We start from the raw sequence: 25,927 nt of genomic DNA, 5'->3' as shown, positions 1-25,927 counted from the left end.
TAGTAACCAACAGTTTAAAACGGTAATACAGCATTATGCATCGGATAAGTAGCACATCGGGTGGATGGAATCAGTCAGAGGGTTTAATTTTTCTAGAACAAACTCCAGCGCCTTTGGTGTTGATTACGGCCGCTGATACCGACATTCAAACTTTGGCAGCTGCGGTGACAAAATTACCTGCAAGCTTTCCGGCATTAAGAGTAGCCAACCTGTTACAGTTGCAGCAACAATTAAGTGTAGATACTTATGGAGAACAAGTTTTAGAACTTGCCCAAGTAATTATTTTGCGCCTCTTAGGAGGACGTTCCTACTGGGGTTATGGCTTAGAAGTAGTGCAGGAAATTGTACAACGTAATGGTAGAACCCTGATTGTAATGCCAGGGGATGACGCTTTTGATCCCGATTTAATCTCCCTGTCTACCGTGCCTTTGGGTGTTGTTAACCAGGTATGGCAGTATTTTAGCGAAGGCGGCGTAGAAAATTTCGTTAATGCTCTCCAATTTATCTCTGACACTTGCCTGTTAACTGCATACAATCCCCCGCTACCCCGGCCAATTCCGCGTGTGGGATTGTATGAATGGGGAGTGGGTAATGGGGAGTGGGGAGCAGGGAGCAGGGAGCAGGGGAGCAGGGGAGCAGGGGAGCATGAGAGCAGGGGAGTGTTAGAACTTGATTCATCCACCTCAGAACTGGATGAATCCACCTTTGATACTCGTTCATCCACCTCGGAACTGGATGAATCCACCTCAGAACCTCAAAGCTTCCAATGCCCTATCCCCAAAGTCGGCATTCTTTTCTACCGTGCCCATTATTTAGCGGGAAATACTAAGGTAATCGATGCTTTATGCGAAGCCTTGGTACAGAAAAATTTACAACCAGTGCCAGTGTTTGTTTCCTCGTTGCGTGAACTAGATGTTCAGGCTGAGTTGAGTGAATTTTTCCAACCCAAAGAAGCCGAATCAATAGCTGTACTGCTAAATACCACCAGTTTTTCTCTAGCACGCCTGGAAACCGAAACACCCCAAATCGACCTGTGGCAAAAATTAGATGTGCCTGTGTTGCAGGTAATCCTTAGTGGCGGGTCAATTGAGCAGTGGGAGTCACAGTTTCAAGGGCTTTCTCCCCGCGATATTGGGATGAATGTAGCACTACCAGAAGTAGATGGGCGGATTATTACTCGTGCTGTGTCTTTTAAAGAAGTGCAAACTCGTAATCCCCATCTAGAGACAGATGTGGTAATTTATGAACCAGTGAGCGATCGCATCGAGTTCGTTGCCAAACTAGCAGCAAATTGGGCGCGTCTACGTTCTAAACCCCCCCAAGAACGGCGAATTGCGCTAATTCTGGCAAACTACCCTAACCGGAATGGACGCCTCGCTAATGGTGTGGGACTGGACACGCCAGCTAGTTGTGTAGAAATTCTGCAAGCTTTACATCTAGCTGGGTATGAAGTAGAAAATCCACCTGCTCAAGGAGATGAGTTGATTCAACGGTTGACAGATGGTGTAACAAATGATCCGGAAGGTCGAGAATGGCTTCCGGTACACCAAAGTGTCTCTTGGGAAGAGTATCAAGAATATTTCGCTTCTTTACCGCCAGCAGTGCAGCAAGGTATTAGTGAAAGGTGGGGAATAGGGACTGGGGACTGGGGACTGGGGACTGGGGAAAAAGAAAATAGGGGAGACGAAAGGAATACCAAATACCAAATACCAAACTCAATACCTAATCCCCAATCCCCAATCCCCAATCCCCAGTCCCCAATTCCCGTTCCCGGAATTCAACTCGGCAACGTTTTCGTGGGAATTCAGCCAGCAAGGGGTTATGATAATGACCCCAGTTTGAATTATCATGCACCGGATTTAGAACCAACCCATGCTTATTTAGCTTTCTACTATTGGGTAAGAGAATGTTTTGGTGCTGATGCTGTGGTTCATGTGGGAAAACACGGAAATCTAGAATGGCTACCCGGTAAAAGTGTGGCTTTGTCAAGTAATTGTTATCCAGAAGTAGCTTTCGGCGCACTTCCCCACCTGTACCCGTTTATTGTGAATGACCCTGGTGAAGGTTCCCAAGCCAAACGTCGCGCTCAAGCGGTGATTATAGATCATCTAACGCCGCCGATGACTCGTGCGGAACTCTACGGTTCTTTGCAACAGTTGGAAAATTTAATTGATGAATATTATGAAGCGGAAAGTTTAGATCCTTCGCGTTTGCCAGTGATTTGCGATCGCATCCGCGAACTGGTGATCAAAGAAAATCTCCATCTAGATTTAGGAATCCAAAATGAAACAGAAATTTTTAATTCTGTTAGCGCAGCGTATACCCTTCGGGATGCTTCGCTTAGAACGAGTCCGCGAGCGTCATCCTTAATTTTGAATTCTATCGGTGGCTATCTTTGTGAATTGAAGGAAGCCCAAATCCGCGATGGCTTGCACATTTTTGGGCAATGTCCCCAAGGACGCCAGCTACGAGATTTAATAGTAGCGATCGCTCGCATACCCAATCGCTATTCTTCAGGTATTACCCGTGCCATAGCCCAAGATTGGGGTTTAGACTTCGATCCCCTCACAGCAGATTTGTCAATGACTAGTGGTGAATACTCAATAGTCAATGGCACAGAATGCCGTACCCTTGGTGATATCGTCGAAGTCTTAGAAGAACACGCCGCCCTTCTAGTAGAAAAACTAATAAATCAGGACTCTTGTACAGACGCGATTGATCGCGTCTCTCCCCCCAACACAGACGCGATGAATCGTGTCTCTACCTGGATACGCGATCGCCTACTTCCAGCTTTACAAAGAACCCCCGAAGAAATCAGCCATTTATTGCACGGACTCGATGGCGGTTATATTCCCAGCGCCCCAGCCGGCGCACCCACCCGCGGCCGCCCGGAAGTTCTACCAACAGGGAGAAACTTTTATTCTGTCGATATTCGCGCCATTCCCACAGAGACAGCTTGGGATATCGGTAGAAAAGCCGCCGAAACCCTGGTTGAATATTACACTCAAGAGCATGGTGAGTATCCCAAAACACTAGGTTTATCAATGTGGGGAACTGCCACCATGAGGACTGGGGGTGATGATATCGCCGAAGCCTTGGCTTTACTTGGAGTCCAACCTGTATGGGATGGTGCAGCGCGGCGAGTAGTGGATTTTGAAATTTTGCCCCTGGCAATTTTGGGGCGTCCCCGGGTAGATGTCACCTTGCGAATTTCCGGATTCTTTCGAGATGCTTTTCCCAACTTAATTGACTTATTTGATCAAGCAGTGTCAGCAGTTGCAGACTTAGATGAACCGCCAGAACAAAATCCCCTAGCGGATGCAGTTCGTCAAGAAACTGATTTGTGGACAAGCCAAGGTTTAACTTTAGAAGCAGCAGTGGTGCGATCGCGCTATCGCATCTTTGGTTCTCGTCCAGGTGCTTACGGCGCCGGACTTCAAGGTTTAATCGAATCGCAAAACTGGACAGATGACCAAGATTTAGCTCGCGCCTACATCAACTGGAGTTCTTACGCCTACTCCTCAGGAAGCGGAGCAGAGGAGCAGGGGAGCAGGGGAGCAGGGGGAGCAGGAGAGGATAAAATCTCTAATCCCGAAGCATTCAAGCAACGCTTGGCGCAAATGCAAGTTGTGCTGCACAATCAAGACAACCGTGAACACGACCTACTCGATTCTGATGATTATTACCAATTTCAGGGTGGCTTAACAGCGGCGGTGCGTTCTCTACAGGGAAAAAATCCTCAAACCTATTTTGGTGATAATTCCATACCTGCCCAACCACGAGTCCGCCAACTGAAAGAAGAAATCGCACGGGTGTATCGTTCTCGCGTAGTTAATCCTAAGTGGATTGCGGGAGTCATGCGCCACGGTTACAAAGGTGCTTTTGAAATGGCAGCGACGGTGGATTATCTGTTTGCCTACGATGCCACAGCTAAATGTGTTGAAAATTATATGTATCAAGGCATAGTAGAAGCTTACTTGATCGATCCAGTTGTCTCAGAATTTATTCAGCAAAAGAACCCTTATGCACTACGTGATATTGCTGAAAGATTATTAGAAGCACACAAGCGCAATTTGTGGGAAAATGTAAATATAGGAACATTAGAAGCTTTGAGGAACCTAGTACATCAAGCTGAAGCAGTTATCGAAGAAAAATCAATGGTGTAGGAAATAAATATGGAGAATCTTGCGTATTTGCACTTAGCTTTTGCCTACGAAGACAGCACACCCAGTGAATTGGTCTTCCTCAGCTCTTTGTTTAACAAAGCAGCTGCACCAGATTGGAAACGGCTTTCTGGTAAGGCTTGGAAGTATATGTTGCCCCTTGCTCTGTCTCTGTCCATTCTTGGCGCTCTCAGTAGCGTCATGGCACTGGAGAAAGGCGATCAAGGTCCTTCTGTCAGAAATGTGCAACAACATTTGAAACGAGCAGGCTTTTATCAAGCTCCAGTTACTAAAGTATATGACGTATCCACACAAGAAGCTGTGCGGCGCTTCCAAAAGGCCGCTGGTTTACCAGTGGACGGCATTGTTGGAGGAAGTACCCTGCAAAAATTGGAAAACTGGCAAGCCCAAAAATCCAGTTCTACAACTATACTAGCCAAAAAGCCCAGCACTACTAGTTCAGCAACTAGCCAGCGTCGTAATCCCAACTACCTTGCCAAGGGCGATGAAGGTGAAGATGTCAGGGTTTTGCAAGAACGCTTAAGAATCGCAGGCTTTTATTACGGAAACGCCACAGGGATATTTGGTCCAATTACCGAAGAAGCTGTCCAGCGCTTCCAAGATTCTTACAAATTAAGCGTTGATGGGATTGTTGGCCCAGCAACATTACGTAAATTGCCGGGAATTGGCATTGGTGATGGAGAAGAGGCTCCCAAAAAGGTAGTCAATCGAGATAAACTCCGTGTAGGCGATCGCGGTGAGCCAGTTAGAATTGTTCAAGAACAATTGATTCAGGCAGGATATTTAGAGGGAGAGCCAAATGGCTACTATGGCCCCTACACTGCAAATGCTGTAAAGAGATTTCAGACAACTAATCACTTGGCAGCAAGTGGCGTTGCTGGGCCAACTACCCGAGCTAAATTATATAGCTCAGTTAATACTGCTAGCAAAAGCGAGTTTAATACCCTGGAAATCCAAACGCGACTACGGGAGCGGGGTTTTTATAAAGGCAAGCTGAACGGTGTGATGGCAGATGACACCAAAAAAGCAATTAAACAAGCCCAAGAGTTCTATGGCATTAGTCTCAAGGATGTTAAGAGCGGACGCTTTTAGCATCCGCTTTGGCGTTGTTAGTATCAGTCCTCAACTGGTTGCTTGCCTCCAGTAATAGCAAATTACAAACTGCTCAAAATTCCACTTATTTGGTTAATTTGAGTAGTTTCGTCTTGTTATCCACCCAAGTAGCTAAAGCGGCATTAGTGCCCGTTGGCACTTAGGACACACTGCATGGATGGTCATTTGACAGTCAAGCAGGTGAAAACCTTCTTTTTGAGCGGTTTTCGCCCCAATTTTTAAAATTGAGTCGTTTTTAAACTCAATAGTTGAGTTGCACCGGACGCAAATTAGGTGATGGTGGTGATGGGGATAAGGCTGGTTGATCTCATAATGCTTATGTCCCTCGCCCAGTTCTAGTTCCCGTAAAATTCCCATCCTTGCCATCAACTTCAAAGTCCGATAAATAGTTGACAGACTGATCCCTTCACCATCAGTTTCTAGCCGATGATAAAGATCCTCCGCACTCAGATGTTCACCTTGCGGAAGTTCTTGAAAAATGTGTAAAATTGTTTCGCGCTGGGGAGTTAAACGCCAACCTCGGTCGTTCAATTCTGCCTTGAGTGAAGTAGTCGTGTAGACAGTCATACTAATATTTCTCAACAAAGCCTGTTAGTTGAGAATATAACAAATATTTGGAGTGATTTGCAACAATCATTCTCTATTGATAATTATTACTAAATATTTAAGAAATATTCATTAAATATTGATCAAAATTCAAGTAATAAACTGTAGTGCATTTAATTTGCATACAGTTAATAGTTAGGATACTTGTAACGATTGCATCCCTTGACTTTGAATTTTGAATGAGTGAGTTTTGAATTGCTTACTTGATCCCCACCTTCAAAATATCTGAGTAAAGGACTGGGGAAACTCTTGTACAATTAAATGCAAATTATTTGCTACAAGTCTCTAAGCTCGACTTTATCCATTTTTTGACAACGCTTAAGCTGAGGCTGAAACCTTTGTGGAACGCTAGTTTTACTTTTTCGATTTCACTGATTATCAGTGACATGGAAAAAGTTTTTGCCGGATAAAGAGAACCAAGTTCTTAATTTTGGATAAAGTCGAGCTTAGAGGATGTTTGATAAGGTAGGTAAACTGACGCCATAGTGTACTAGTCATTTGTCAAGTGCAGTTTTTTAATGACAAATGACTAATCACAAATGACTAAGTTAGAGACTCCAAATAGTCGCGGATGAGGTTGCGTCGCTTGGGTTGACGTAGCTTTTGCAAAGCCTTGGATTCTATTTGTCGGACTCGTTCCCGCGATAAGTCAAGAGCGCGGCCAATTTCTGCTAAAGAATAAGGATGACCATCTGCTAAACCAAACCGCATCAAAATTACATCGCGCTCCCGGCTAGTCAAATCTGACAGAAGATGATGCAAGTCTCTTTGTAAAGATTCTCGCATTAACATCTCTTCTGGGGTTACACTGTCAGTTTCGAGTAATTCGCCTAACTCAGTGTCTTTATCCTTGCCTACTTTGGTTTCTAAAGAAACGGAGCGAGGCACCCGCAACAAAACTTCTCGGACTTGGGTCGGTGTCATCTCTAACTCAGTAGCTAAATCTTCTAGAGTTGGGGTGCGACCTTTTTCTTGAGCAATTTTGCGTTGGGCCTTTTTGATTTTGTTTAACTTTTCGGTAATATGGACAGGGAGGCGGATGGTGCGACTAGAAGTTGCGATCGCCCGGGTAATTCCCTGACGAATCCACCAGTAGGCATAGGTACTGAAGCGGTAACCCTTAGTTGGGTCAAATTTTTCTACAGCCCGTTCCAAGCCCAGTGTGCCTTCTTGGACTAAATCTAACAATTCCAAACCGCGATTTTGATACTTCTTAGCAACAGACACAACAAGGCGAAGATTAGCCTTAATCATGTGTTCTTTTGCTTGGAGTCCTTGGGACTGAATTTGCTCCAATTCTTCTACTGTCAACTTGGCGATTTCAGCCCAGCGACGTTTGCCATCTGCCAAAGTCGGTCTGAGATCCGATAGAATTATGCCAGCAGTGGCAGCCCACCTTTCTAAAGACGGACGATGTCCTAGTTCCGAGGTCAGACGCTCCTGAACTTCAACTAACTTCTGATAGGGCGTAATAACTTCATCCCCTTGCTTGGCGGCGTTAGCAAGCACTATCCGCATCCGCAAGTAGCGCTGGACTTTTTGAGCTTCTGAAACCTCTTCATCGCGCCCTAACAAGCGAACCCGACCAATTTCCTGAAGATATAGACGTACTAGGTCTGTACTCCGACGGTTAGTGTTAGCAGCAAAGTTAGCATGGTCAACAGAAGCTATCTCCAGTTCCTGTAAATCATCTACCGATAACTCACTCTCATCAACTGTGAGATCCGAGTCCAAAGCCTGGGGGGACTTTTTGGTATTGTAGGGGGCATCTGCATAAAAAGATGTTGCTGGCATAAAGATTGTCTCAATGGCTCCAGGTAACAATAGAGTACGGTCAGCTTAGATTACGGTCAGCTATTCAACTGTTGCTATTGTTCCCGTGATTTACGATGAACTAACACGGTTGAAGGTTCCATTACAATTTTTTTAGAAATTAACTGTAATGGTTTTATTGGATACAGTATTACTGAACTCAATCGGCTGCTAAACTTTTGATTGAACCAATAGCTATTCAAATCCGCAGCTAGGTTTTCAATATTTCAACTACTTAGTTAACATTTCAACCTTGAAGGTTACTGATAGTAATTTTTATAATAAGGTATAAAATACTTCAGTAAATATTATGTTTATAATTGGCATAGTCACATTTACATGGCTATAAAAGTAATATCCTGACGATTTACCAATTTTTTCTCAGGATAATTCAGGTATAAGTATAATTAATAGATATCGGCAAAGTGATTAGTATTAACGGCAAAAATTATATTGATACAGAGAGAGTGAGACACAAAGAAAACTCCGGCGCTCGAAACTTTGAAAGACGCGGAGAATGAAAATTTCACCGTGTCAGTTTTAACCCATCAATTTCAACTTGATAGACTGACTAGTACAACGGGCGCATAAATTTAGCTACCATCTCAATTAACTAGACAACAAGAGGCAAAATCGCTTGTTAAAGGTAGATAAACTTCTGCACCCGGTGTACTAGTAGTTGTACTCTGGCTTTATATCTCGCAGCATCAGTTCATCAAGCGCTTGTCTGGGTGTGACTTCACCCTGAAGTAACCGATAAACTTGCTCGGTAATCGGGACAGGAATGTTTTGTTGCTTGGCTCGTTGCATTAAAACCCGACAAGTGTTTACTCCTTCAGCAGTTCCTTGTAAATTTGCCAGAGTTTCTTCAAGTGACTTACCACCAGCTAGCTGATAGCCAACTTGGTAATTACGACTTAAGGGACTATTGCAGGTTGCTAACAAATCTCCTAGACCCGATAAACCATAAAATGTTTCCGTCTTTGCACCCCAGTCGTTACCGATGCGAACCATTTCTGTAAGTCCACGGGTGACTAAAGCAGCTTTGGCATTGGTTCCTAGTTGTAAACCATCGCACACACCAGCTGCGATCGCAATCACATTTTTCAGTGTTCCCCCCAATTCCACGCCTAAGGGGTCGGGATTGGTATATACCCGAAAACGATGAGAAGAAAATACTAACTGCACTAATTCCGCAGCCGTGGGAATATTACTGGCTACCACCGTTGCTGCTGGTAATTGTAGTTGAATTTCTTTAGATAAATTAGGTCCAGACAAAACAACTACTGCATGGTTAGGGAATATTGTTTGCCAAATTTGCGACGGCGTACAGGTGGTTTGAGGGTCTAAGCCTTTCGTTGCTGTGACAAAAATTGTCTCTGGAGAAAGGGGGAAAGACTGGACTTGGGAAGCAACATCCCTCACACCAATCATTGAGATAGCGGACAGGACTATTTGGACATCTTTTAAAACTGATTGGATTTGGGAACCTTGACGGGACCACACGCGTACCCTATGACCATTTGCAACGGCGAGATTTGCTAGAGATGCACCCCAAGCACCCGCACCAAGAATTGCTACAGATTTTGGATTAGTCATTAATCAAGAGTCTCCCTATCACCGCATCCTCTTAGCTCACCAATCTAAAATCTAAAATCTAAAATTGGTTGCGGGGATAATGTTCCATTAATTCCCTGACTTGTTCCGCATGATATGAGCTTCTTGTCAATGGTGAAGAAACAACTTGTAAAAATCCTATTTCTTCGCCGAATGCCTTCCAAGCAGCAAATTGTTCTGGGTGGATAAATTCATTTACCTGCAAGTGTTTTTGACTGGGTTGAAGATATTGCCCAATTGTCAAAATGTCGCAATCTACATTTCGCAAGTCTTGCATGACTTGGCGGATTTCGGCATCAGTTTCACCGAGTCCAACCATGATGCCGGATTTAGTGTATGTGCTAGAAGAAAGTTTGCGAGTGCGCTGCAATAATTCTAATGTGCGATCGTAGTTTCCTTGGGGACGCACCCGGCGATACAGGCGTGGAACAGTTTCCGTATTGTGGTTTAATACCTCTGGCGCAGCTTCTAGAATCGACTTTAGAGCATTCCAATTACCGCATAAGTCAGGAATTAGCACTTCAATTGTGGTGTTGGGTGAAACAGAGCGAACCGCATTAATACAATCTACAAACTGAGATGCACCACCATCAAGCAAGTCGTCTCGGTTTACAGAAGTGATTACCACATGATTAAGTTTCATGCGGTGAACAGCTGACGCTAGTCGTGCAGGTTCCGTGGGGTCTAGTGGTTTGGGTTTTTTCTCAAAATCAATATCGCAGTAGGGACAAGCGCGTGTACAAGCCGGACCCATAATCAAAAACGTGGCAGTCCCGGCGTTGAAGCATTCACCAATATTCGGACAGGACGCTTCCTCACAAACTGTATTGAGGGCTAAATCCCGCAAAATGTCTTTAACGTTACCGATGCGCTCACGCCCAGGTGCTTTCACCCGCAACCAGTCTGGTTTTACAGTCACAATCCGCTTTTACCACTAAAGTTATACAAATTTAATCGTAGCAAGCAAAGCCTTAGATAAAGTGATCATATATAGATGTAATTCTGTCATTTGGCACGGGTTGTGATATTCTTAATTGATAATGCCATTTTTATGGCGGGATGTGGCGCAGCTTGGTAGCGCACTTCGTTCGGGACGAAGGGGCCGCTGGTTCGAATCCAGTCATCCCGATTGTAGAGCGACAAATTATTTGACCGTGGCGACACATTATTTGTCAGAAACCCTAAAACGACAAATAATGTGTCATACTCATTTTAGAGATGATTTTCTTATTTAAAGTCGTATTCATCTCACTATAGTGGTTTTCATGTGGATGCAATACACCACTCTAGCCTAAGCCTTCCTATTCCTTAGTATCTTTTTCTTGCCAGGGTGTATTCCACCCAAGCGAGAAGTGCTATATACACAGTGTCGGAATTCTCCCGAACGAAGTGCGCCTTTCAACCCTCTCAAAAAAATTTTAATGCTTCAAATATTCTTCTTAATCCACTTTTAGCCAGAATAGTTGTTGAAACTTGACTTGCAAAGATTTGGGTCGTCGAAGTTAGTTTCAACCCACCCCTAGCCGGAATGGTTGTTGAAACTTAAAGGAGATAATTGCTTGGATATGTCATTGGTATCTTCTTTCAACCCACCCCTAGCCGGAATGGTTGTTGAAACCCCGCCGCCTAGACCCCTTGCAAATAAAGCTTTCCAGATACAAATTTGGCATGTCTCCTAAAAAGCTTCCTTTGTCTGACATCAAAAAACTAAATCAACTGACATAGTAGTTTCTGAAGTTAAGACATTACAAGGGTTTTAAGATTTTGGCAGGACTCTAGGGATTTTGCCCCCGCTTCGACATGCCAAAAAAATATTTGAGAGGGTTCCCCCGACGAAGGGGGTGATTCAGTAGCCACCACAGTGGTAATCCACACCGTTATAAATAACGGTTACAGCTAAAAGCCTTACTTCTTATTGCTGGGAGCGCACCTATTCCATCTATAGAATTCTACAGATAGCAGCGTTGGAAATCCACCCTTTTTAGGCGGTAAACGTATCAGTACAGTATTAGGAGATGGTTATAGAGATTGGTTGCCTGTTGTTAATCTAGAATCACATGGTAATTCTGATTTAGTCGCTCACTTTTACCGTAGGGCGTTTACGCTTTTAAGGAAATCGGGGAGTTTTGGTTTGATTGCTACAAATACCATTTACCAGGGAGACACCCGCAGCACAGGGTTAAGATTTATCTGTGAAAATGGCGGGAATATTTACAATGCTCAAAAGCGGTTAAAGTGGCCTGGTTTAGCCGCAGTTGTTGTAAGTGTGGTTAATATTATTAAGGGCGATTATCGAGGTATAAAGTTATTAGATGGACACGAAGTTGATTTAATTTCTGCATTTTTATTCAAGTCAGGTGGAAACCGCAACCCTGCTGTTTTGTTAGCAAATGCTGATAAAAGTTTTCAAGGTAGCATTGTCTTGGGTATGGGTTTTACTTTTGATGATTCAAATCCAGATGCAACCTCCATTGCAGAAATGCACCGTTTGATTGAAAAAAATCCGAAGAACGCAGAGTTAATATTTCCTTACATTGGTGGAGAAGAAGTAAATACTAGCCCAGCTCATGCACATCATCGGTATGTAAATAATTTTGGAGAAATGACCGAAAATGAAGCAAAGCAATACTCTGATTTGTATGCAATAGTAAAAGAAAAAGTTTTCCCAGAACGAAAGAATAAACCAGGAAGCTATAGCCGTCAATGGTGGCTTTTTGGAAGAAGAAACCAAGAAGGAAATAAAGCGATCGCGCCTCTCGAACGTGTGTTAGTTACCAATGCTCAAGCATCAACTCACTTATCCTTTATTTTCTACTCACCTAATGTTGTATTCGCCAACAGTCTAAACATCTTCCCTTTTCAAACTTATTCTAGTTTTACGGTTCTTCAATCTCGCATTCATGAGGTTTTTGCACGTTTTTTGAGTTCATCAATTAAAGATGACTTACGTTACAATCCCTCCGACTGCTTTGAAACCTTCCCCTTTCCCGAAAACTGGGAAACCGACCCCACCCTAGAAGCCATAGGCAAGGAATACTACGAATACCGCGCCGCCTTAATGGTTCGCAACAACCAAGGACTTACCGACACCTACAACCGCTTCCACGACCCCGACGAATACGACCCCGAAATCCTTAAATTGCGCGAACTCCACACCACAATGGATAAAGCAGTCCTTGACGCTTACGGCTGGTCAGATATCCCCACCGACTGCGATTTTATTCTCGACTACGAAGAGGAAGAAGACACAGAAAACAGCAATGGACGACAAAAGAAAAAACCCTGGCGTTATCGTTGGTGCGAAGAAATCCACGATGAAGTTTTAGCACGCTTGCTTGATTTAAACCAAAAACGCGCCGAAGCAGAAATCTTAGGTGGTAAAGGTGCAGATAAATCCAAAACAAAAGGAAATACTAAAAAGACTCGTAAAACCGGAAAACCCACAACTAATAACACTGCTACTATTCCGGGTTTAACAGAATCACAAACAAATTAATTTCAACAAATCAAACAAAAAGTTTTAAAAAATATTCAAAGGCAAAAAGTCAGAAGTGCTGGGAGATTAGACCAAAAAGTAACTCATATAATCAGACAATCTCGAAAACATCAGCGAAATAAGGAAACAGATATTGAAGAATTAGCAAATTTAGTAGCAAGTCAAGAACAAAGATTAATTAAAAATCGGTATCTCCAATATATTGACCCCCAAAGCCTAATAGAATGCTTGGATAAACTGCAAGAATTTGAAAGTAAAAATAGCTATTCTCAGCCAGAAATATTGGTAGAAATTAAAAATAAAATTACATATATAGTTGCTCAGGAAGTAACGTTAAAATCTGATACAATCCCCGAATGCACTGATTTAAATTCTGTATATTTTTAATAATTGATATGAATAATACAAAATCTGCCGAAGTGCGATCGCACCTCATCGAAGCCTTACAACTCGATCTCATAGGCCCCACCCCTGATGATATCGACCACATAGAAGAAATTCTCGACCAAGCACCATCAAAATGGTATCTTACAGGCTTTCTTGTCCCACATGGTGCGCCCATCGAACAGCGTGGAGATGATACGGTTGATGATGATTTAGATCAATTACAGAAGGGTAGCGCAGGTGAAGATGAAAATGTCCCAGACAAACCATTCGCCAAGAAAGCTTTTTTCCCTTCGTCGATGGGTTTAAGCTTCCTGATTACTGAAAATGCCAGTCAACTTAATCTCACAGTGCAATGGGGTGATTATTTCCCAATCAAAGATAATTCTGTAGCAGAATCTCAGAATGATTCTGGCGAGGAGAAAATTCTTTTACCCCTAGAAATAGAAACGACAATCTCTCAAGAAGAATCAAATAACAGTTTATTGGGATGCTGGAAGCGGATTCCACGCCAAGCCCAAATCACTGTTCCTCTAATGGGCGATCGCAATCCTGAACAATTAGAATTGGGTTTAGGTTTAAGTAGTCCTAAACAATTAAAATTACCGCTTCATCAAAGCCAATCGACAAAAACTATTCCCATAGCTGATAGCAACGGTTTACAACTCGTCGTTTCTATCCGTCCTGTAACTTCCAAAGAACTTGTACCTGCGGGGACTCGTTCCGTTTCTGTATTTCTAGTCAATAATCGCCTCTCCACCTCAGATAAACAGCGCGATATTAGCTATATTTTTCAAGCCAGTTTAATCATCCATACCCCAGAAGCATTAGTACCCCGTCCCAACTTACGCGGACGAGATAATCATGATTGGGATGAAAACGTCGCTGATTTACAATACCGCGATGATTATGAATATGCGGTAGGTCATAACGTTTCTGCGATCGCACTAACCAATCCCGATGGTAGTTGTCAGGAAGTGCGTACCGCTTGGATACCAACTGCTGATGTGGAAAAGGTGATAGCCACCCAAGTAAAAAACGTTGAATTGGGAATGGAAGCCTTAGCCGATGCACCCACACCAGAAGCATTGCAAAATATGCTGAGTCCAATGGTGGATGCTTACGCTGATTGGATTAAGGAACAACGCACGAAATGTCCCAGCGAACTCAAGCGGTTAAATATGGCCATAAGTTTGCTAAACAATGCAGAAATTGCCAACAAGCGCATCGATGCAGGTATTAAAGCCTTAAGCGATCCACAAATATTTGAAGCATTTCAAATAGGAAATCGGGCTATTGCTACGTATGTGCGTCAGCGTGCTACTCACGGAAAAAATATCACTCCTGAAAGCCTTGCACCACCGGAATGGCGACCCTTCCAGCTAGCATTTATACTGATGAACTTGGCAGGAATAGCTTACCCCGAAAATAGCGATCATGAATTAGTCGATTTGCTATTCTTCCCCACAGGTGGCGGTAAAACCGAAGCTTACTTAGGACTCGCAGCCTTTACCCTCGTCCTACGACGACTGCGTTATCCCGGTATCAAATCGGCTGGTTTAAGCGTCCTCATGCGCTACACCCTGCGTCTTTTGACTCTCGACCAACTCGGACGGGCGGCGACGATGATTTGCGCCTTAGAATTGGAACGTTAGAAAAACCCACAGAAACTGGGAACTTGGCCGTTTGAAATTGGACTATGGGTAGGACAAACAGCAACACCCAACCGCATGGGTAAAAAAGGAGATAACGACGATAACAGTGCTAGAAAGCGGACTCTCGACTTCCAAAACAATAACCGCAGCAACCCATCACCCATCCCGTTAGAAAAGTGTCCTTGGTGCGATGCAGAATTTCAACGCAACTCATTCCAATTACTACCAAATACCGATCAACCAACAAACTTACGCGTATTTTGTGCCAATCGTCACTGTCATTTTCGCGGTGATAATCCTTTACCAATAGTCGCCGTAGACGAGCCAATATACCGCCGCCTACCTTGTTTTATTATCTCTACAGTAGATAAATTCGCCAGCCTGCCTTGGGTGGGAGAAACTGGCGCATTATTTGGACGAGTAGACCGCTACGACAACGATGGTTTTTACGGGCCTACTCAACCAAATCGAGGTAAACCCCTTGGCGGTTATTTACCACCACCAGACTTGATTATTCAAGACGAATTACATTTAATTTCCGGCCCCTTGGGAACAATGGTAGGACTATACGAAACAGCCATTGATGCCTTGTGCAGCCAAGAGATAAACGGTAAAAAAATTCGTCCGAAAATAGTTGCTTCAACTGCAACAGTCCGCCGCGCCAGCAAGCAAATTCAAGCTTTATTCGGTCGCAGCGAAGTTGATATATTTCCGCCACCAGGGCCAGACCGACGCGATTCATTCTTTGCCAAAACCGTCCCTGCTACAGTAAAAAATGCCCGCACTTATGTAGGAATTGCTGCTCAAGGACGCAGTTTAAAAGTAGTGTTATTGCGTAACTATTTGGCATTACTAGGCGCAGCCCAGAAGTATTGGCTAGAACAAGGAGGGAAGAAAAATTCTAATAACCCAGCCGACCCCTACATGACGCTGTTAGGTTATTTTAATTCCCTACGTGAGCTAGGTGGTAGTCGGCGTATTGTGGAAGATGAAGTAAATTCTGGCCTTGTGCGCTACAGCCAGCGTAAGCGAGTAGGTGAAATATCAGGATTATTTGTTGGTCGTAAAATTGATGACGAACCAGAAGAATTAACCTCCCGTGTCAGCACTAGCGACGTTGCAGAGACTAAGCGGCGAATGGAATCAACTTTTGATAAAGATGAAAAGGTTGATGTTGTTTTGGCAACAAACATGATTTCCGTAGGTTTGGATATTACTCGCTTGGGTTTAATGGTAGTCCTTGGTCAACCCAAGACAGCCGCCGAATATATCCAAGCTACCAGCCGTGTGGGACGAGATGAGGAAAGACCAGGGTTAGTAGTGACCTTGCTGAATATTCATCGTCCACGCGATCGCTCTCACTATGAACGCTTTTGTGCTTGGCATTCAACATTTTATCGGGCTGTGGAAGCTACCAGCGTAACTCCCTTTTCCCCTCGCGCTATTGATCGAGGGATTGCAGCCATTACCGTTGCTTTAGCACGTCTCGGACATCCTAAGATGACAGCGCCACTCCGCGCTTTCGATATTACTCAACATCGCCAAGAATTAGAGTTTGTTGTTGAAACCATTGCACAACGCGCAGAGGTTTGTAAAAACGACGAGGATGATGCAGAGGAAACACGTCACAAAGTCAAAGGACGAGTAAAAAACTTACTAGATACATGGGAAAGCATTGCTAATAGCGATGGAAAAATTAGCCTTCAATATCAGCGTGAAGTAGGCGAAGCACCACCACTAATATTTGATCCCCTCGACCCCGAATTAGAGAATCAACCTCCAGAAGTAAGAAAAAAATTCAAAGCCCAGCGAAGTTTGCGCGATGTCGAACCAACAGTCAATCTGTGGGTAATTAATCCTTATGGATATGAGGTAGAAGAGCAAGGAAAATGAGTAAATCTAATAAAAACAAACGGTCACAAGGACAAGTGCGCCAAAGTCAGATTATTTCTACCTTTGGCCCTGGGGCGATGGTAGACTTACCTAAACATTCCGTGTTAATTTCTGGTTTAAATCACTGGCGTGGCGACAGAAGACGCATCTTTGAAGAGCGCCTGGCAGCGAGGGTTGCTAAAATTTTACAAGTCAATCATGTCAAGCTCTATGCACCACCAGTTCATGAACAAGACCCTAAAGCCCCTCGCACTGGGATTAATGTTTTTACTTTTCCCATTTGGTTTTTAGCTCAAGTAAAGGAAACTTGGCCTAAGCTAAATGAGCAAGGAAAATTACTACCAGGAAAAATTTATCGCACTCGCCCTCTGCTACCGTGGGGTAATTTGGTAAGGGGTGAATATCTTAGTTCTGAGAAAAAATCAATACCTGTTGTACCTGTCCGCTTCGTCCAAGCCTGCGTTAAAGGTCATATCAGTGATATTAACTGGTATCGTTTTGTACATAATGACTCTGAAAATAAGTGTCAAGGTCAGCTATGGTTAGACGAAGGTGGTTCAGGTAACGACTTCGCTGAGATTTATGTGCGTTGCGAAGCCTGTAAAAAACGCCGTCCCCTTGCTGATGCAACAGTCCGTAACGGTAAAGTTTTAGGCCCATGTCAGGGAGATCGCCCTTGGCTTGGCTCATTTGCTAAAGAACCTTCCTGTATTCGTGAATCCACAGGTCTACCAGAATATAGCAGGTTGCTAGTTAGGTCTGCCAGCAACGCTTATTTTTCGCAAGTTCTTAGCGTTATTTCTCTCCCAGACTTAGACGCAGCTTTACAAGAAGCAGTCAATTCTGTCTATGAAAACTTTCTTCAGTGTATAGAAAGTATTGATGAGTTCAAAATTTACCGCAAAAATCCAAAAGTATCCAGATGTTTAGAAGGATTTAGTGATGAAGTCGTCTGGGAAGAAGTGCAACGACGACAAAGTGGACAAGGAAAACCAATTAAAAGTATTAAGCAAGTAGAAATTGAGACATTACTCTCTAGTCCTGGCGAAATTGGCGAAGATGTACCAGAAGGTGACTTTCACGCTAGATCACGTACTTTAGATAATTTACAGCCTACGTTTTCCTCCCGGATTGAACGAATTGTTTTAGTAGATCGCTTGCGTGAAGTAATTGCTCAGGTGGGTTTTACCCGCTTTGAAGCTGAAATGCCAGATATCGATGGCGAACTTGATATCAGCGTCAGGCGTGCTGCGTTGGATATTGAAACTACTTGGGTTCCAGCAATTGAGAATAGAGGTGAAGGTGTATTTATTGCTTTCCGTAAGCAAGCGATCGAAGATTGGTTAAAGCGAGAAGCCGTCAAAAAACGTGGACGAGAATTATCAAGAGGATTTGATATCTGGTGTGCGCGTAAAGGTATAGACCAGGAAAAAGAAAAAATTAAGTTTCCTGGCTTGCAGTATATTATGCTGCATTCTCTATCACATTTATTAATTGTGGTTGTATCACTAGAATGCGGCTATGCTGCCAGTTCCATCCGCGAACGCATATACGCTAGTGATGCAGGATATGGAATTCTTTTATACACAGGTTCGTCTGGGTCAGAAGGGACATTAGGCGGACTGGTAGAAGTTGGCAAACGTATTGAATACCATTTGGAAGTAGCAATAGAGCAAGGAAGATTATGCTCTAATGACCCAGTATGCGCTCAACATCGACCAGATAATGAGCAAGAGGAGCGTTTTCTGCACGGTTCCGCTTGTGACGGATGCTTGCTGATTGCAGAAACATCCTGCGAACGCCGCAATGAATTTCTTGACCGTGCCTTGGTTGTCTCCACAGTTGAGGGTTTAGGAGCAGAGTTTTTCCCAGAATAAACACAATGGCTTTTTTGCAACTGAGCCGCCCAACTTTGCTGAAACTAGCAACAGCACTAGAAAACGGCAGGCTATCCCCTCCTTTTCTGATATCAGCAATCATTAACTACGTACCCGCAACTTTAAGTCAAATAGTAGTTGATGAACTTAATCATCTTACTGGTGAAGGCGTAAAATGCAGCTATATTGCTTATACCCTCCGCTTGCTAGCAGCAGAACGAAGCGCATCTCAACAAATACGCGATCGCATTGAGTTGGTATGGACTGGCCCAGACGTAACTGGTTCTCAAAGCCGTGATACTAGCGTTGTTGTCCGCGAACTGTTTAGCAACGCGAAAAAAAGCGTTCTCATCTCCAGCTTTGCCATTGATAGAGGTGAGAAGGCACGGAAATTATTCCAGGTACTTGCAGAACGTATGGATACTAACCCGGAACTATATGTACAGATGTTTCTTAACATCCAACGCCCTCATAACAGCGAAGTACCAGAGTCAATTTTATTGAAAGAATTTGCACATACCTTCCGCCGCGATATCTGGATAGGAAACAGATTACCAGAAGTCTTTTATGATTCGCGATCGCTAGCAGTGAATGTTAAGCAAAAATCATCTCTCCACGCCAAGAGCATTATTGTAGATGAGGAATCTGTGCTGATCACATCAGCCAACTTTACAGAAGCCGCCCACGAACGCAATATTGAAGCAGGTGTGTTACTCACTGACTCAGCGACAGCCCAAGCGTTGCGGTTGCAATTTGACACTTTGGTATCCCACAAAATCCTGCTTCCCATTCCTGGGATTTAATTGTTTAGGCGATCGCCTACGTGGGGTGTAAATCCATCGCGCTCAAACTATATCAACCTGAGAAACAACATTCCCTTCACTTTCATCCGATAAATATTCCAACAGTTCCCCTGGTTGGCAATTCAACGCTTTACAAATGCCATTCAATCGTTCCGGTGCTAATCTTGGCATTTCATCAACCTTACGCAATCTATAAACTGAGTTTTCAGTTATACCTAGTATCTTAGCTAAATCCTTATTCTTAATCCGCTTTCGCGCCATCACTTCATTTAATTTCCAACGAATCACTTGATTCTCAGACATACACTACATCACCAGTTTAGTCGCTGCTAGATGTAGATTTATCTACTCGTCAGTAATCTATATTACAAGTAGATATATAACATTCTAAGTTTTATTAATCTACACTTGACGCAATTCTACGCGTCACGTAGATTAAATTATAGACAAAAATAAAAGCGATCGCTCTCCGGGAAGAGTCTGCGATCGCCCTTTGTAAAACCCCATCAGTGAGGTTATTCACATGATTACACAAGAGGCATTTGATGATCAAACTCTTACACAATCAGAGTTTGAGGAATACGTTAACCAGGTGCATGACCCAGCACCACCAGAAATAGAGATTGATTCTGTGACCGATGATTTTGGAGAACTTTATCGAGTTTGGAACGGTTCGCAACTGCTAGGCACTTTTTATCAAAATCTTGAGGGGAAATGGGTCGCCCAGCCCTGTAATAGGGATGAAAGACCCTGTTTTGAGACTCCTTTGCAAGCTCAGTTGATCATCATAGCTGTTAATGGCTTATTGGTGGCAGATGTAGCCTAACAGGACATCATTGGTAATTTCCCATCACCTGGAGACGTGGAGCATTCCCGTCTCTTTCTTATTGGTAGTCTTTAGGCTATAAGTGGAAGTGCGATCATTTATTAAACTCACACCTATTGTGAAAACTGTTTTTGACGCTTTGCCATCGTACTAAAAGGCAAAAAGCAGTGAGGGCATTCACCTTGTGCCCAATCTGCGGGAATTGGGAAAGGTGTCTCACAATTCGTACATTTGGTTAACAGACGTAAATTGTGACGATCGCATTTCATCACATCCTTAAACTGCCACTCAATGCGGTGATAAGATTGTTCTCCATAGCAAGAAGCACATAATTTAATTGGTCGGGGCTTCATCGTGATACTCTTTGATGGCAAAGTTTCCGTGAGTTTTTCAACTTCCACCTCAATAAACTTTGCTAATGCCTCTAATTCTTGTTGAGTTGGGAATGGATTGAGGTAAAGTTTTTTCCATCTTGTTACTATTGCACCGACTCCGGCTTCCTTACCAATTTGATACCCAGTCAGCAAATTAGCCCTTTCAAAGCGACCTAAAAAGTGACTTATACTCTCCCCTGGTAATGGTTCAACTGTGTTTATCCAAGCTTCAAAATTATAGATTTCGTTTGACATCTGAGTTTATAATTTTGACGATGTATCTTTTAGCTTGCTAGCAATGAATAATCTCCTTCAATACTCTCCAGAAGTGATTTATCTATTTTGTTAACGCCAGATTCTAATGCTTTAACTGCTGCATCTCTAAGAATTTGATCTAATAATCTAATTTGACCATCTGTTTTTCCCTGTAAAAGAGTTATGATTTCTTGATTACCTGCTAAATTTGATGGCTCAGGTAGTCTCAGAATTTGCTGTTCCCAAATCTTTACCGTCTTTGTAAAGTTGGCTCCTAAAAGTTTTTCAAAGCTGAAGTAAGAGACAAAACGCCCAGCAACTTGTTCATCTTTACTTATTAAAGTATCTAGTCTACTACTTGTCCCTACCAATATAGGGATAATCTTCACCTTATCAAATAAGTCTCTAACATCTGCCAGTGTTTTAAATTGAAGACGATGAGCTTCATCAATAATCAATATTTCTACTTTACATTGCTTAATAAAATACCATGCTCTTTCTCTTAGTTGATTTTCAGTACCTCCCTTTGCCTTAAATTTTAGAGTTTCAATAATAGTTTTAAATAAAAGCGATGGACTACAAGAGCTACCCGTTAACTCTATATATAATACTGGAACCACTGGATTTTGATTTTGTATTTTAACCGCTCTATTCTGGTAGGTATAAAAGAGAGAAGCTGTAGTTTTTCCCAGACCTGAATCTCCTACTGCCCTGCCAGGTTTTCGTAACTTCCGCCTTTCATCTAACCAAGCACTGAATCTTTTTACTTGTTCAATATTTAAAATATCTGGTTGTCTTAGACGTTCAATTTCTAACTGTATTTCTTCTTTAGTCATAGTTTACAACCCTAGCTCTTCACGCAATAGTTTGAAATCCACTTTTTCTATTGGCTCATCTACTTCCGTTTTATATGCTAATTTATCAACCTGTTCATTTTGCTTTTCTTCATATCTTTGTGGTATAGGCTCTCTACGTTCTTGTTCGGCTCGGCGGCGTTCAGCTTTAGTTTTACTTTTTTTATTTTTCAAAAAGTTTCTGCGTCTAATTGCTTCTTCTAAAATTGAAACGTTATTGATACCTTTGCCACTATTTTCTGCTTTTTTACGTGCGTATTTAACTTCCTCAACTGACAGCCTTTCTGCTTCTAAACCAACAGCATAAGCACGGGCTAAAAATATTTCTTTATTATTTTTGCGACCATAGACTAACATCATAGTTATATCTCTGGGGTCAAACCTTAAGACAACCTTTTCGCCTGCGTAAGCCCCCAAATTCTCTCCCCTGTAACGAAGACCAGAAAAATTCAGATAGCCATTGTCATACACCACCCGTTCTGCTGCCTTCATTAAGCAAATGTCAAGTTCTCTATCGTTTAGCAAAGTAGGAGTCATTTGCAGTCCTTTTTCCCAACGCTCAATCCGACTTTGCTTTGGAGTTAGAGGGTTAGCTTGACTTCGGGCATCAGGCTTTTGGTTATAGCTATCGACGATGTAACCAATAATCAATTTTTCTAGTTCAGGAAGACTTATACAAGCTTTATCTTCAGCTCCCTCTGGACGGTCTTTAACACTTGACCCCGTGTAACCGGGCATTTCAGAAAGCAGCCCACTTATGGTTCTAAAGGGTCGTTCCACAATGCCGCCATCTGATGGTTGACTTCGCAGGATTGGCTCAAAATCTAATTCGTTAGCAATCCATTCCACTAAATGTTTTGAGCGAAAATCTTTACCACCATCGGTATAAACATATTTAGGTACACCGTAAGCACTCCACTTACATCTGAGTTCATACTCCGAAGCGTACCGTTTCGGCATAATTGCATTACGCAGCGCCAAAGCTACAACTTGAGAACTGGGTGCAGCCAAGCCTAAACGCAATCCAACAATGCAGCGAGAGTAACAATCTATAACCGTCGTTAATTGAGGACGGCCTATTTCCTTACCATCCTCATCCACTAATAAGATGTCAGCTTTAGTATGGTCAATTTGCCAAACCTGATTACTGTACTTAATAGATATTTCTTGATCATTACGGGTTTTAATTATATGTTCGGAACCGTGCCATCCTGGGCTACGGCTAATGCGAGATTTATGCCTTTTCTCCTCAACTGGTTTGAGCCATCTTTCTACCGTTCTAGTGCTGGGAGGTTTTCCATACTTTGACCAATACTTAAATCCTTCTGCTTTTTCCTTTATTTTTATCAGCTTTGTTAACTGCCGATCTAAGTCGTCTTCCCGAAATCCCTGAATTTCTAACCTTGATATTTCTGCTTCTAATTCTTTTTTGGCGAACTCATAAGCTTTAGTCTCAATCTTGTTGGCGACCTGAGCGCGAGTCATGCGATCGCTTCCTTTATTTCCTTCTTTATAAATTTTGAGACTCAAGTTATACCAGTATTCACTTTTTCGCACTTGTCCTTTGTCTGCTCTAGGAACTTCCGCTAAAGCAGCCATACCTTTTTCTTCCCAAGACTTAATCAAACGTCTAACGGTTCGTTCAGATTTACCAAGCTTTTTGGCTGCTTCTTCCAACCTTTTGCCGTAAGTTAGGCGATCGCAGGGTTCACGTAGATTGCGAATTATCTCCAAATTGAGTCTTTGTTCACCTGAGAGCCTAAGTTCTGAGTCCTCTAAAAATCTCTGATCTAAAAACTCAACTGATTTGTCTTCTTCTACAGAGTTATCATTCTCACTCAATGGCTCAACTTCAATTAAAAAGTCGAGTGTGTTTGTATACTCGTCATCCGATAGGAAGCTGTCTTCATCTTCTAGTTCAAACTGGTCATCTACATCTAAAGGACTCATAGATGTGATTTTTCATTGATTATTTGGGTATATTTATACTACTATGAAGCTGCGAAGAATTGACATTTAATTCTTCGATAAATTAAGAATTGTCATCTAATTAGTCGAAAAACTTAAAAAAAGACGCTTAATTTGTCGCCAAGGACTGAATTAGCTTTTTACGGGTTTAATTCCTGAAAGCCTTGATATATACGGATTCGTAGTTAATAAAGGTTTTTGACAAATATTTTGTCGCTGTGGTCAACTAATCTGTCGCTCTACAACATTCGCAAATTAAATGCCGCGATTTGCAAAGTCATGTCTTTATTGCCTAAGATGATAGCGATCGCAAAATCAGTGAATTATCTTTAGTCTACAAGGGGCGATCGCCTTTCTTACCTAGTGTTGTGGGAAATAAGTCTCAAGATAGTGTCTACTCATCACAGAAGAACTTAAACTTGGTGTATAAGTTTGGGGAAATAGTGATGAATAAGGAAACAGTTCCTAGTCAAGCAGAAAAGTCGAATCCAGAAGGCGAACCATCGCAACTAAGTCCAGAGATACTCGACAAAATCAAACACCCTGCAAGAATAGACGATGTTATCCGGGAGCAATCACCACAAGAACGTAGGAGTAACCCAGCTTTAGTACCGGAAATGATTGATGAACCAAATGAGGAATTGAGCGGATTCACGGAAGAGTAATCGAAAGGCTGAGATTCCCGACTTTTCTAAAAAGTTAGGAATCTTGTTATTCATTAATCATTAAGTAGAGCGATCTATATAGCTTGCTAATAGTAAAATACGAGGATCTAGGAAAATTTTCATCTGCCCTCAAATGCATTTAGAATCTCTTCAGACAAAGGTGCATCAAAATTATCAGGCAGTATGAATTCTCCGGCAGATAAACCAAGTAAGCGTTGGTGTTTGTAATTGGTTTTAATTCTGCAATTGGCTTATCTGCCTGGACAATGAGAAAGCTTTCACCTGTTTCAACTTGATTAAGGTACTTCAAGAAATCTCGTTGGATATCATCAAGTGTGACTCTCTGCATTTGAGTGTTTCGGCATAGTGGTATGGTGATAGGAGATTATTTGACTCAATATCTGTTAGCTAGCCGAATAATACAACATTTTCAAATGAGGAGGTAAATCTATCTCTTGGAATTGTTCAGCAGGAGAAGTAGGTAAACCACTTAGTTCAAATAAATCTCTTATTTTACGAGATAGTATTTCGATTAGAGTACCATTTTTTGTCAACTCAGATATATCATCCTTGTCTAGAACAACTATCATTTTATTTGTTTTGGCATGAAAAAGTATTTGGCGAAGCCTACAATCACTAACTTTTCTTGTCCTTGTTGGACCACTTTTTTTAGGAAACCCTGTTGCTCCATTGAGTGTAATAAAAATACCAAGACCTGCACCTTTTAAATTTAAATCCATGATGCTGCACAGTCGAGCAAATTGCTTATCTGGTACAGATGCTTTTGTTGCTTTCGCCTCAATAACTATATTTCTCTGGTTCCACTCAAGATATAAAGTTTTACAGACATTTTGCCAAGGAAGATCATCACCACTCACTAATAAATCATATTGAGGGCCTGCTGACTGAAAACTTTTGATGCTTTGAACCCCTTTTAGTCCTTTAAACACTAGAAGTACAATCTGTTCTAGCAGCTTACCAGCTTCTTGTGTTTCTTTAAGTGTAGGTTTCTTTAATTGATTAAATATCTTCAGATCATCCAAATATTCAGAAAGTTTAATATCTGCTTTATACAAATAAGAAGCTAACTTATTTAATGCTGGATTTCCTAATTCTAGGGAATCCATAGCATTAATCATAGATTCTACAAGTTCGTCTTGAGTTGGCATGATTTAATCAAACAAATTCAATTGATTCCTTAGATGTCGCCATAAGATCAAACGATAGCTCATCATAATTTTCTACAATACTTTCACAATGCGGACAAATCCAAGGTAAATCAGGAAACCCTATACCGTAAGGAATTGCACCCGCAGGGACATCTGGCTCACAATTATGATATATAAGAAGCTTCATTTCACAGACTCCTTCTGCTTCAAGATCTGCTAATAGCGCCAGAGCATTAGAGTATTTTATACCCAACCGTACAGCAAGTTGATGCGGCATTGTTGTTGTCGATGCCGTCATAAAATACTTGCTCAGTTCAGCCTTCTGTTTTTCAGATAAGAAGTCCAAATGACCCTTGTGGATGAAGCTAGTCATGAC

18 protein-coding genes, 1 tRNA gene and 1 pseudogene are annotated in these 25,927 nt (G+C 42.3%); 9 read left to right on the top strand and 11 right to left on the bottom strand.

What is annotated here, in order from left to right:
• The first annotated feature begins 35 nt into the window (after window positions 1-35).
• Window positions 36-4,166 (top strand): cobaltochelatase subunit CobN, encoded by a 4,131-nt coding sequence (gene cobN, locus V7K35_RS09575; RefSeq protein WP_335078344.1) that lies wholly within the window; start codon window positions 36-38, stop codon window positions 4,164-4,166.
• A 9-nt stretch (window positions 4,167-4,175) separates the two neighbouring features.
• Window positions 4,176-5,276 (top strand): peptidoglycan-binding domain-containing protein, encoded by a 1,101-nt coding sequence (locus tag V7K35_RS09570; protein ID WP_335078342.1) that lies wholly within the window; start codon window positions 4,176-4,178, stop codon window positions 5,274-5,276.
• A 132-nt stretch (window positions 5,277-5,408) separates the two neighbouring features.
• Here V7K35_RS09570 and V7K35_RS09565 read toward each other — a convergent pair whose 3' ends face one another.
• The 4 genes from V7K35_RS09565 to lipA form a co-directional block, all read right to left on the bottom strand.
• Complete coding sequence (locus V7K35_RS09565; RefSeq protein WP_104906331.1) at window positions 5,409-5,864, bottom strand: Fur family transcriptional regulator; 456 nt, start codon at window positions 5,862-5,864, stop codon at window positions 5,409-5,411.
• Between the two features lie 582 nt (window positions 5,865-6,446).
• On the bottom strand, window positions 6,447-7,697 hold the full coding sequence (sigC, locus tag V7K35_RS09560; protein ID WP_298907564.1) for an RNA polymerase sigma factor SigC: 1,251 nt from the start codon (window positions 7,695-7,697) through the stop codon (window positions 6,447-6,449).
• Between the two features lie 690 nt (window positions 7,698-8,387).
• Window positions 8,388-9,314, bottom strand: coding sequence for an NAD(P)H-dependent glycerol-3-phosphate dehydrogenase (locus tag V7K35_RS09555; RefSeq protein WP_335078340.1), 927 nt, complete (start codon window positions 9,312-9,314; stop codon window positions 8,388-8,390).
• A gap of 58 nt (window positions 9,315-9,372) precedes the next feature.
• Window positions 9,373-10,251, bottom strand: a complete 879-nt coding sequence (gene lipA, locus V7K35_RS09550; RefSeq protein WP_335078338.1) for a lipoyl synthase — start codon at window positions 10,249-10,251, stop codon at window positions 9,373-9,375.
• 136 nt (window positions 10,252-10,387) lie between these two features.
• On the opposite strand from lipA, the gene V7K35_RS09545 reads away from it, so the two are divergent.
• The 5 genes and pseudogenes from V7K35_RS09545 to drmC all read left to right on the top strand — a co-directional run bounded on the left by V7K35_RS09545 (window position 10,388) and on the right by drmC (window position 19,440).
• Window positions 10,388-10,461, top strand: a tRNA-Pro gene (locus tag V7K35_RS09545).
• Window positions 10,462-11,328: 867 nt separating this feature from the next.
• Entirely contained in the window at window positions 11,329-12,828 is a 1,500-nt protein-coding gene (locus tag V7K35_RS09535) for a type IIL restriction-modification enzyme MmeI (protein WP_442939710.1), read from the top strand.
• 395 nt (window positions 12,829-13,223) lie between these two features.
• Window positions 13,224-16,760: pseudogene (gene drmA, locus V7K35_RS29650) on the top strand (DISARM system helicase DrmA).
• Window positions 16,757-18,637 (top strand): DUF1998 domain-containing protein, encoded by a 1,881-nt coding sequence (locus tag V7K35_RS09520; protein WP_335078334.1) that lies wholly within the window; start codon window positions 16,757-16,759, stop codon window positions 18,635-18,637. The pseudogene drmA and the gene V7K35_RS09520 overlap by 4 nt, the downstream one beginning before the upstream one ends.
• Window positions 18,638-18,642: 5 nt before the next feature.
• Window positions 18,643-19,440: a DISARM system phospholipase D-like protein DrmC gene (gene drmC / locus V7K35_RS09515; protein WP_335078331.1), complete on the top strand. Its 798-nt coding sequence runs from the start codon at window positions 18,643-18,645 to the stop codon at window positions 19,438-19,440.
• A 42-nt stretch (window positions 19,441-19,482) separates the two neighbouring features.
• On the opposite strand, the gene V7K35_RS09510 is transcribed toward drmC, so the two are convergent.
• Complete coding sequence (locus V7K35_RS09510; protein ID WP_152590402.1) at window positions 19,483-19,743, bottom strand: helix-turn-helix domain-containing protein; 261 nt, start codon at window positions 19,741-19,743, stop codon at window positions 19,483-19,485.
• Between the two features lie 220 nt (window positions 19,744-19,963).
• On the opposite strand from V7K35_RS09510, the gene V7K35_RS09505 reads away from it, so the two are divergent.
• On the top strand, window positions 19,964-20,266 hold the full coding sequence (locus V7K35_RS09505; RefSeq protein WP_335078329.1) for a hypothetical protein: 303 nt from the start codon (window positions 19,964-19,966) through the stop codon (window positions 20,264-20,266).
• 113 nt (window positions 20,267-20,379) lie between these two features.
• Here V7K35_RS09505 and V7K35_RS09500 read toward each other — a convergent pair whose 3' ends face one another.
• Genes V7K35_RS09500 through V7K35_RS09490 form a run of 3 tightly spaced genes read right to left on the bottom strand, consistent with a single transcriptional unit; the run spans window position 20,380 to window position 23,699 of the window.
• The gene (locus V7K35_RS09500) at window positions 20,380-20,895 is read right to left on the bottom strand and encodes a TniQ family protein (RefSeq protein ID WP_335078327.1); all 516 of its coding nucleotides are present in this window, start codon (window positions 20,893-20,895) and stop codon (window positions 20,380-20,382) included.
• A gap of 29 nt (window positions 20,896-20,924) precedes the next feature.
• Window positions 20,925-21,731 carry a TniB family NTP-binding protein gene (locus tag V7K35_RS09495; RefSeq protein ID WP_335078325.1) on the bottom strand — a complete coding sequence of 269 codons (807 nt, stop codon included), beginning with the start codon at window positions 21,729-21,731 and terminating at the stop codon, window positions 20,925-20,927.
• Window positions 21,732-21,734: 3 nt separating this feature from the next.
• Window positions 21,735-23,699, bottom strand: a complete 1,965-nt coding sequence (locus V7K35_RS09490) for a Mu transposase C-terminal domain-containing protein (RefSeq protein ID WP_335078323.1) — start codon at window positions 23,697-23,699, stop codon at window positions 21,735-21,737.
• A 464-nt stretch (window positions 23,700-24,163) separates the two neighbouring features.
• Between V7K35_RS09490 and V7K35_RS09485 the strand changes: the two genes are divergently transcribed.
• Window positions 24,164-24,382, top strand: coding sequence for a hypothetical protein (locus V7K35_RS09485; RefSeq protein ID WP_335078321.1), 219 nt, complete (start codon window positions 24,164-24,166; stop codon window positions 24,380-24,382).
• Window positions 24,383-24,521: 139 nt separating this feature from the next.
• Here V7K35_RS09485 and V7K35_RS09480 read toward each other — a convergent pair whose 3' ends face one another.
• Genes V7K35_RS09480 through V7K35_RS09470 form a run of 3 tightly spaced genes read right to left on the bottom strand, consistent with a single transcriptional unit; the run spans window position 24,522 to window position 25,924 of the window.
• Window positions 24,522-24,731 carry a type II toxin-antitoxin system Phd/YefM family antitoxin gene (locus V7K35_RS09480; RefSeq protein WP_335078319.1) on the bottom strand — a complete coding sequence of 70 codons (210 nt, stop codon included), beginning with the start codon at window positions 24,729-24,731 and terminating at the stop codon, window positions 24,522-24,524.
• Between the two features lie 55 nt (window positions 24,732-24,786).
• Complete coding sequence (locus tag V7K35_RS09475) at window positions 24,787-25,551, bottom strand: hypothetical protein (RefSeq protein ID WP_335078317.1); 765 nt, start codon at window positions 25,549-25,551, stop codon at window positions 24,787-24,789.
• A gap of 7 nt (window positions 25,552-25,558) precedes the next feature.
• On the bottom strand, window positions 25,559-25,924 hold the full coding sequence (locus V7K35_RS09470; RefSeq protein ID WP_335078315.1) for a hypothetical protein: 366 nt from the start codon (window positions 25,922-25,924) through the stop codon (window positions 25,559-25,561).
• Between the last annotated feature and the right edge of the window lie 3 nt (window positions 25,925-25,927).

The organism is Nostoc sp., assembly GCF_036917275.1.
Classification (GTDB): Bacteria; Cyanobacteriota; Cyanobacteriia; order Cyanobacteriales; family Nostocaceae; genus Nostoc.
The sequence above is the reverse complement of the archived record's forward strand: the minus strand, read 5'-3'. Positions and strand labels throughout refer to the sequence as shown.

Excerpts from the sequence above, each read along its gene's own strand:
- V7K35_RS09520 (WP_335078334.1), top strand. The coding sequence starts at position 16,757 with ATGAGTAAATCTAATAAAAACAAACGGTCACAAGGACAAGTGCGCCAA.
- drmC (WP_335078331.1), top strand. The coding sequence starts at position 18,643 with ATGGCTTTTTTGCAACTGAGCCGCCCAACTTTGCTGAAACTAGCAACA.
- V7K35_RS09500 (WP_335078327.1), bottom strand. The coding sequence starts at position 20,895 with ATGTCAAACGAAATCTATAATTTTGAAGCTTGGATAAACACAGTTGAA.
- sigC (WP_298907564.1), bottom strand. The coding sequence starts at position 7,697 with ATGCCAGCAACATCTTTTTATGCAGATGCCCCCTACAATACCAAAAAG.
- V7K35_RS09475 (WP_335078317.1), bottom strand. The coding sequence starts at position 25,551 with ATGCCAACTCAAGACGAACTTGTAGAATCTATGATTAATGCTATGGAT.
- V7K35_RS09485 (WP_335078321.1), top strand. The coding sequence starts at position 24,164 with ATGAATAAGGAAACAGTTCCTAGTCAAGCAGAAAAGTCGAATCCAGAA.
- V7K35_RS09570 (WP_335078342.1), top strand. The coding sequence starts at position 4,176 with ATGGAGAATCTTGCGTATTTGCACTTAGCTTTTGCCTACGAAGACAGC.
- V7K35_RS09555 (WP_335078340.1), bottom strand. The coding sequence starts at position 9,314 with ATGACTAATCCAAAATCTGTAGCAATTCTTGGTGCGGGTGCTTGGGGT.
- V7K35_RS09480 (WP_335078319.1), bottom strand. The coding sequence starts at position 24,731 with ATGCAGAGAGTCACACTTGATGATATCCAACGAGATTTCTTGAAGTAC.
- cobN (WP_335078344.1), top strand. The coding sequence starts at position 36 with ATGCATCGGATAAGTAGCACATCGGGTGGATGGAATCAGTCAGAGGGT.
- V7K35_RS09490 (WP_335078323.1), bottom strand. The coding sequence starts at position 23,699 with ATGAGTCCTTTAGATGTAGATGACCAGTTTGAACTAGAAGATGAAGAC.
- V7K35_RS09510 (WP_152590402.1), bottom strand. The coding sequence starts at position 19,743 with ATGTCTGAGAATCAAGTGATTCGTTGGAAATTAAATGAAGTGATGGCG.
- V7K35_RS09565 (WP_104906331.1), bottom strand. The coding sequence starts at position 5,864 with ATGACTGTCTACACGACTACTTCACTCAAGGCAGAATTGAACGACCGA.
- V7K35_RS09505 (WP_335078329.1), top strand. The coding sequence starts at position 19,964 with ATGATTACACAAGAGGCATTTGATGATCAAACTCTTACACAATCAGAG.
- V7K35_RS09495 (WP_335078325.1), bottom strand. The coding sequence starts at position 21,731 with ATGACTAAAGAAGAAATACAGTTAGAAATTGAACGTCTAAGACAACCA.
- V7K35_RS09470 (WP_335078315.1), bottom strand. The coding sequence starts at position 25,924 with ATGACTAGCTTCATCCACAAGGGTCATTTGGACTTCTTATCTGAAAAA.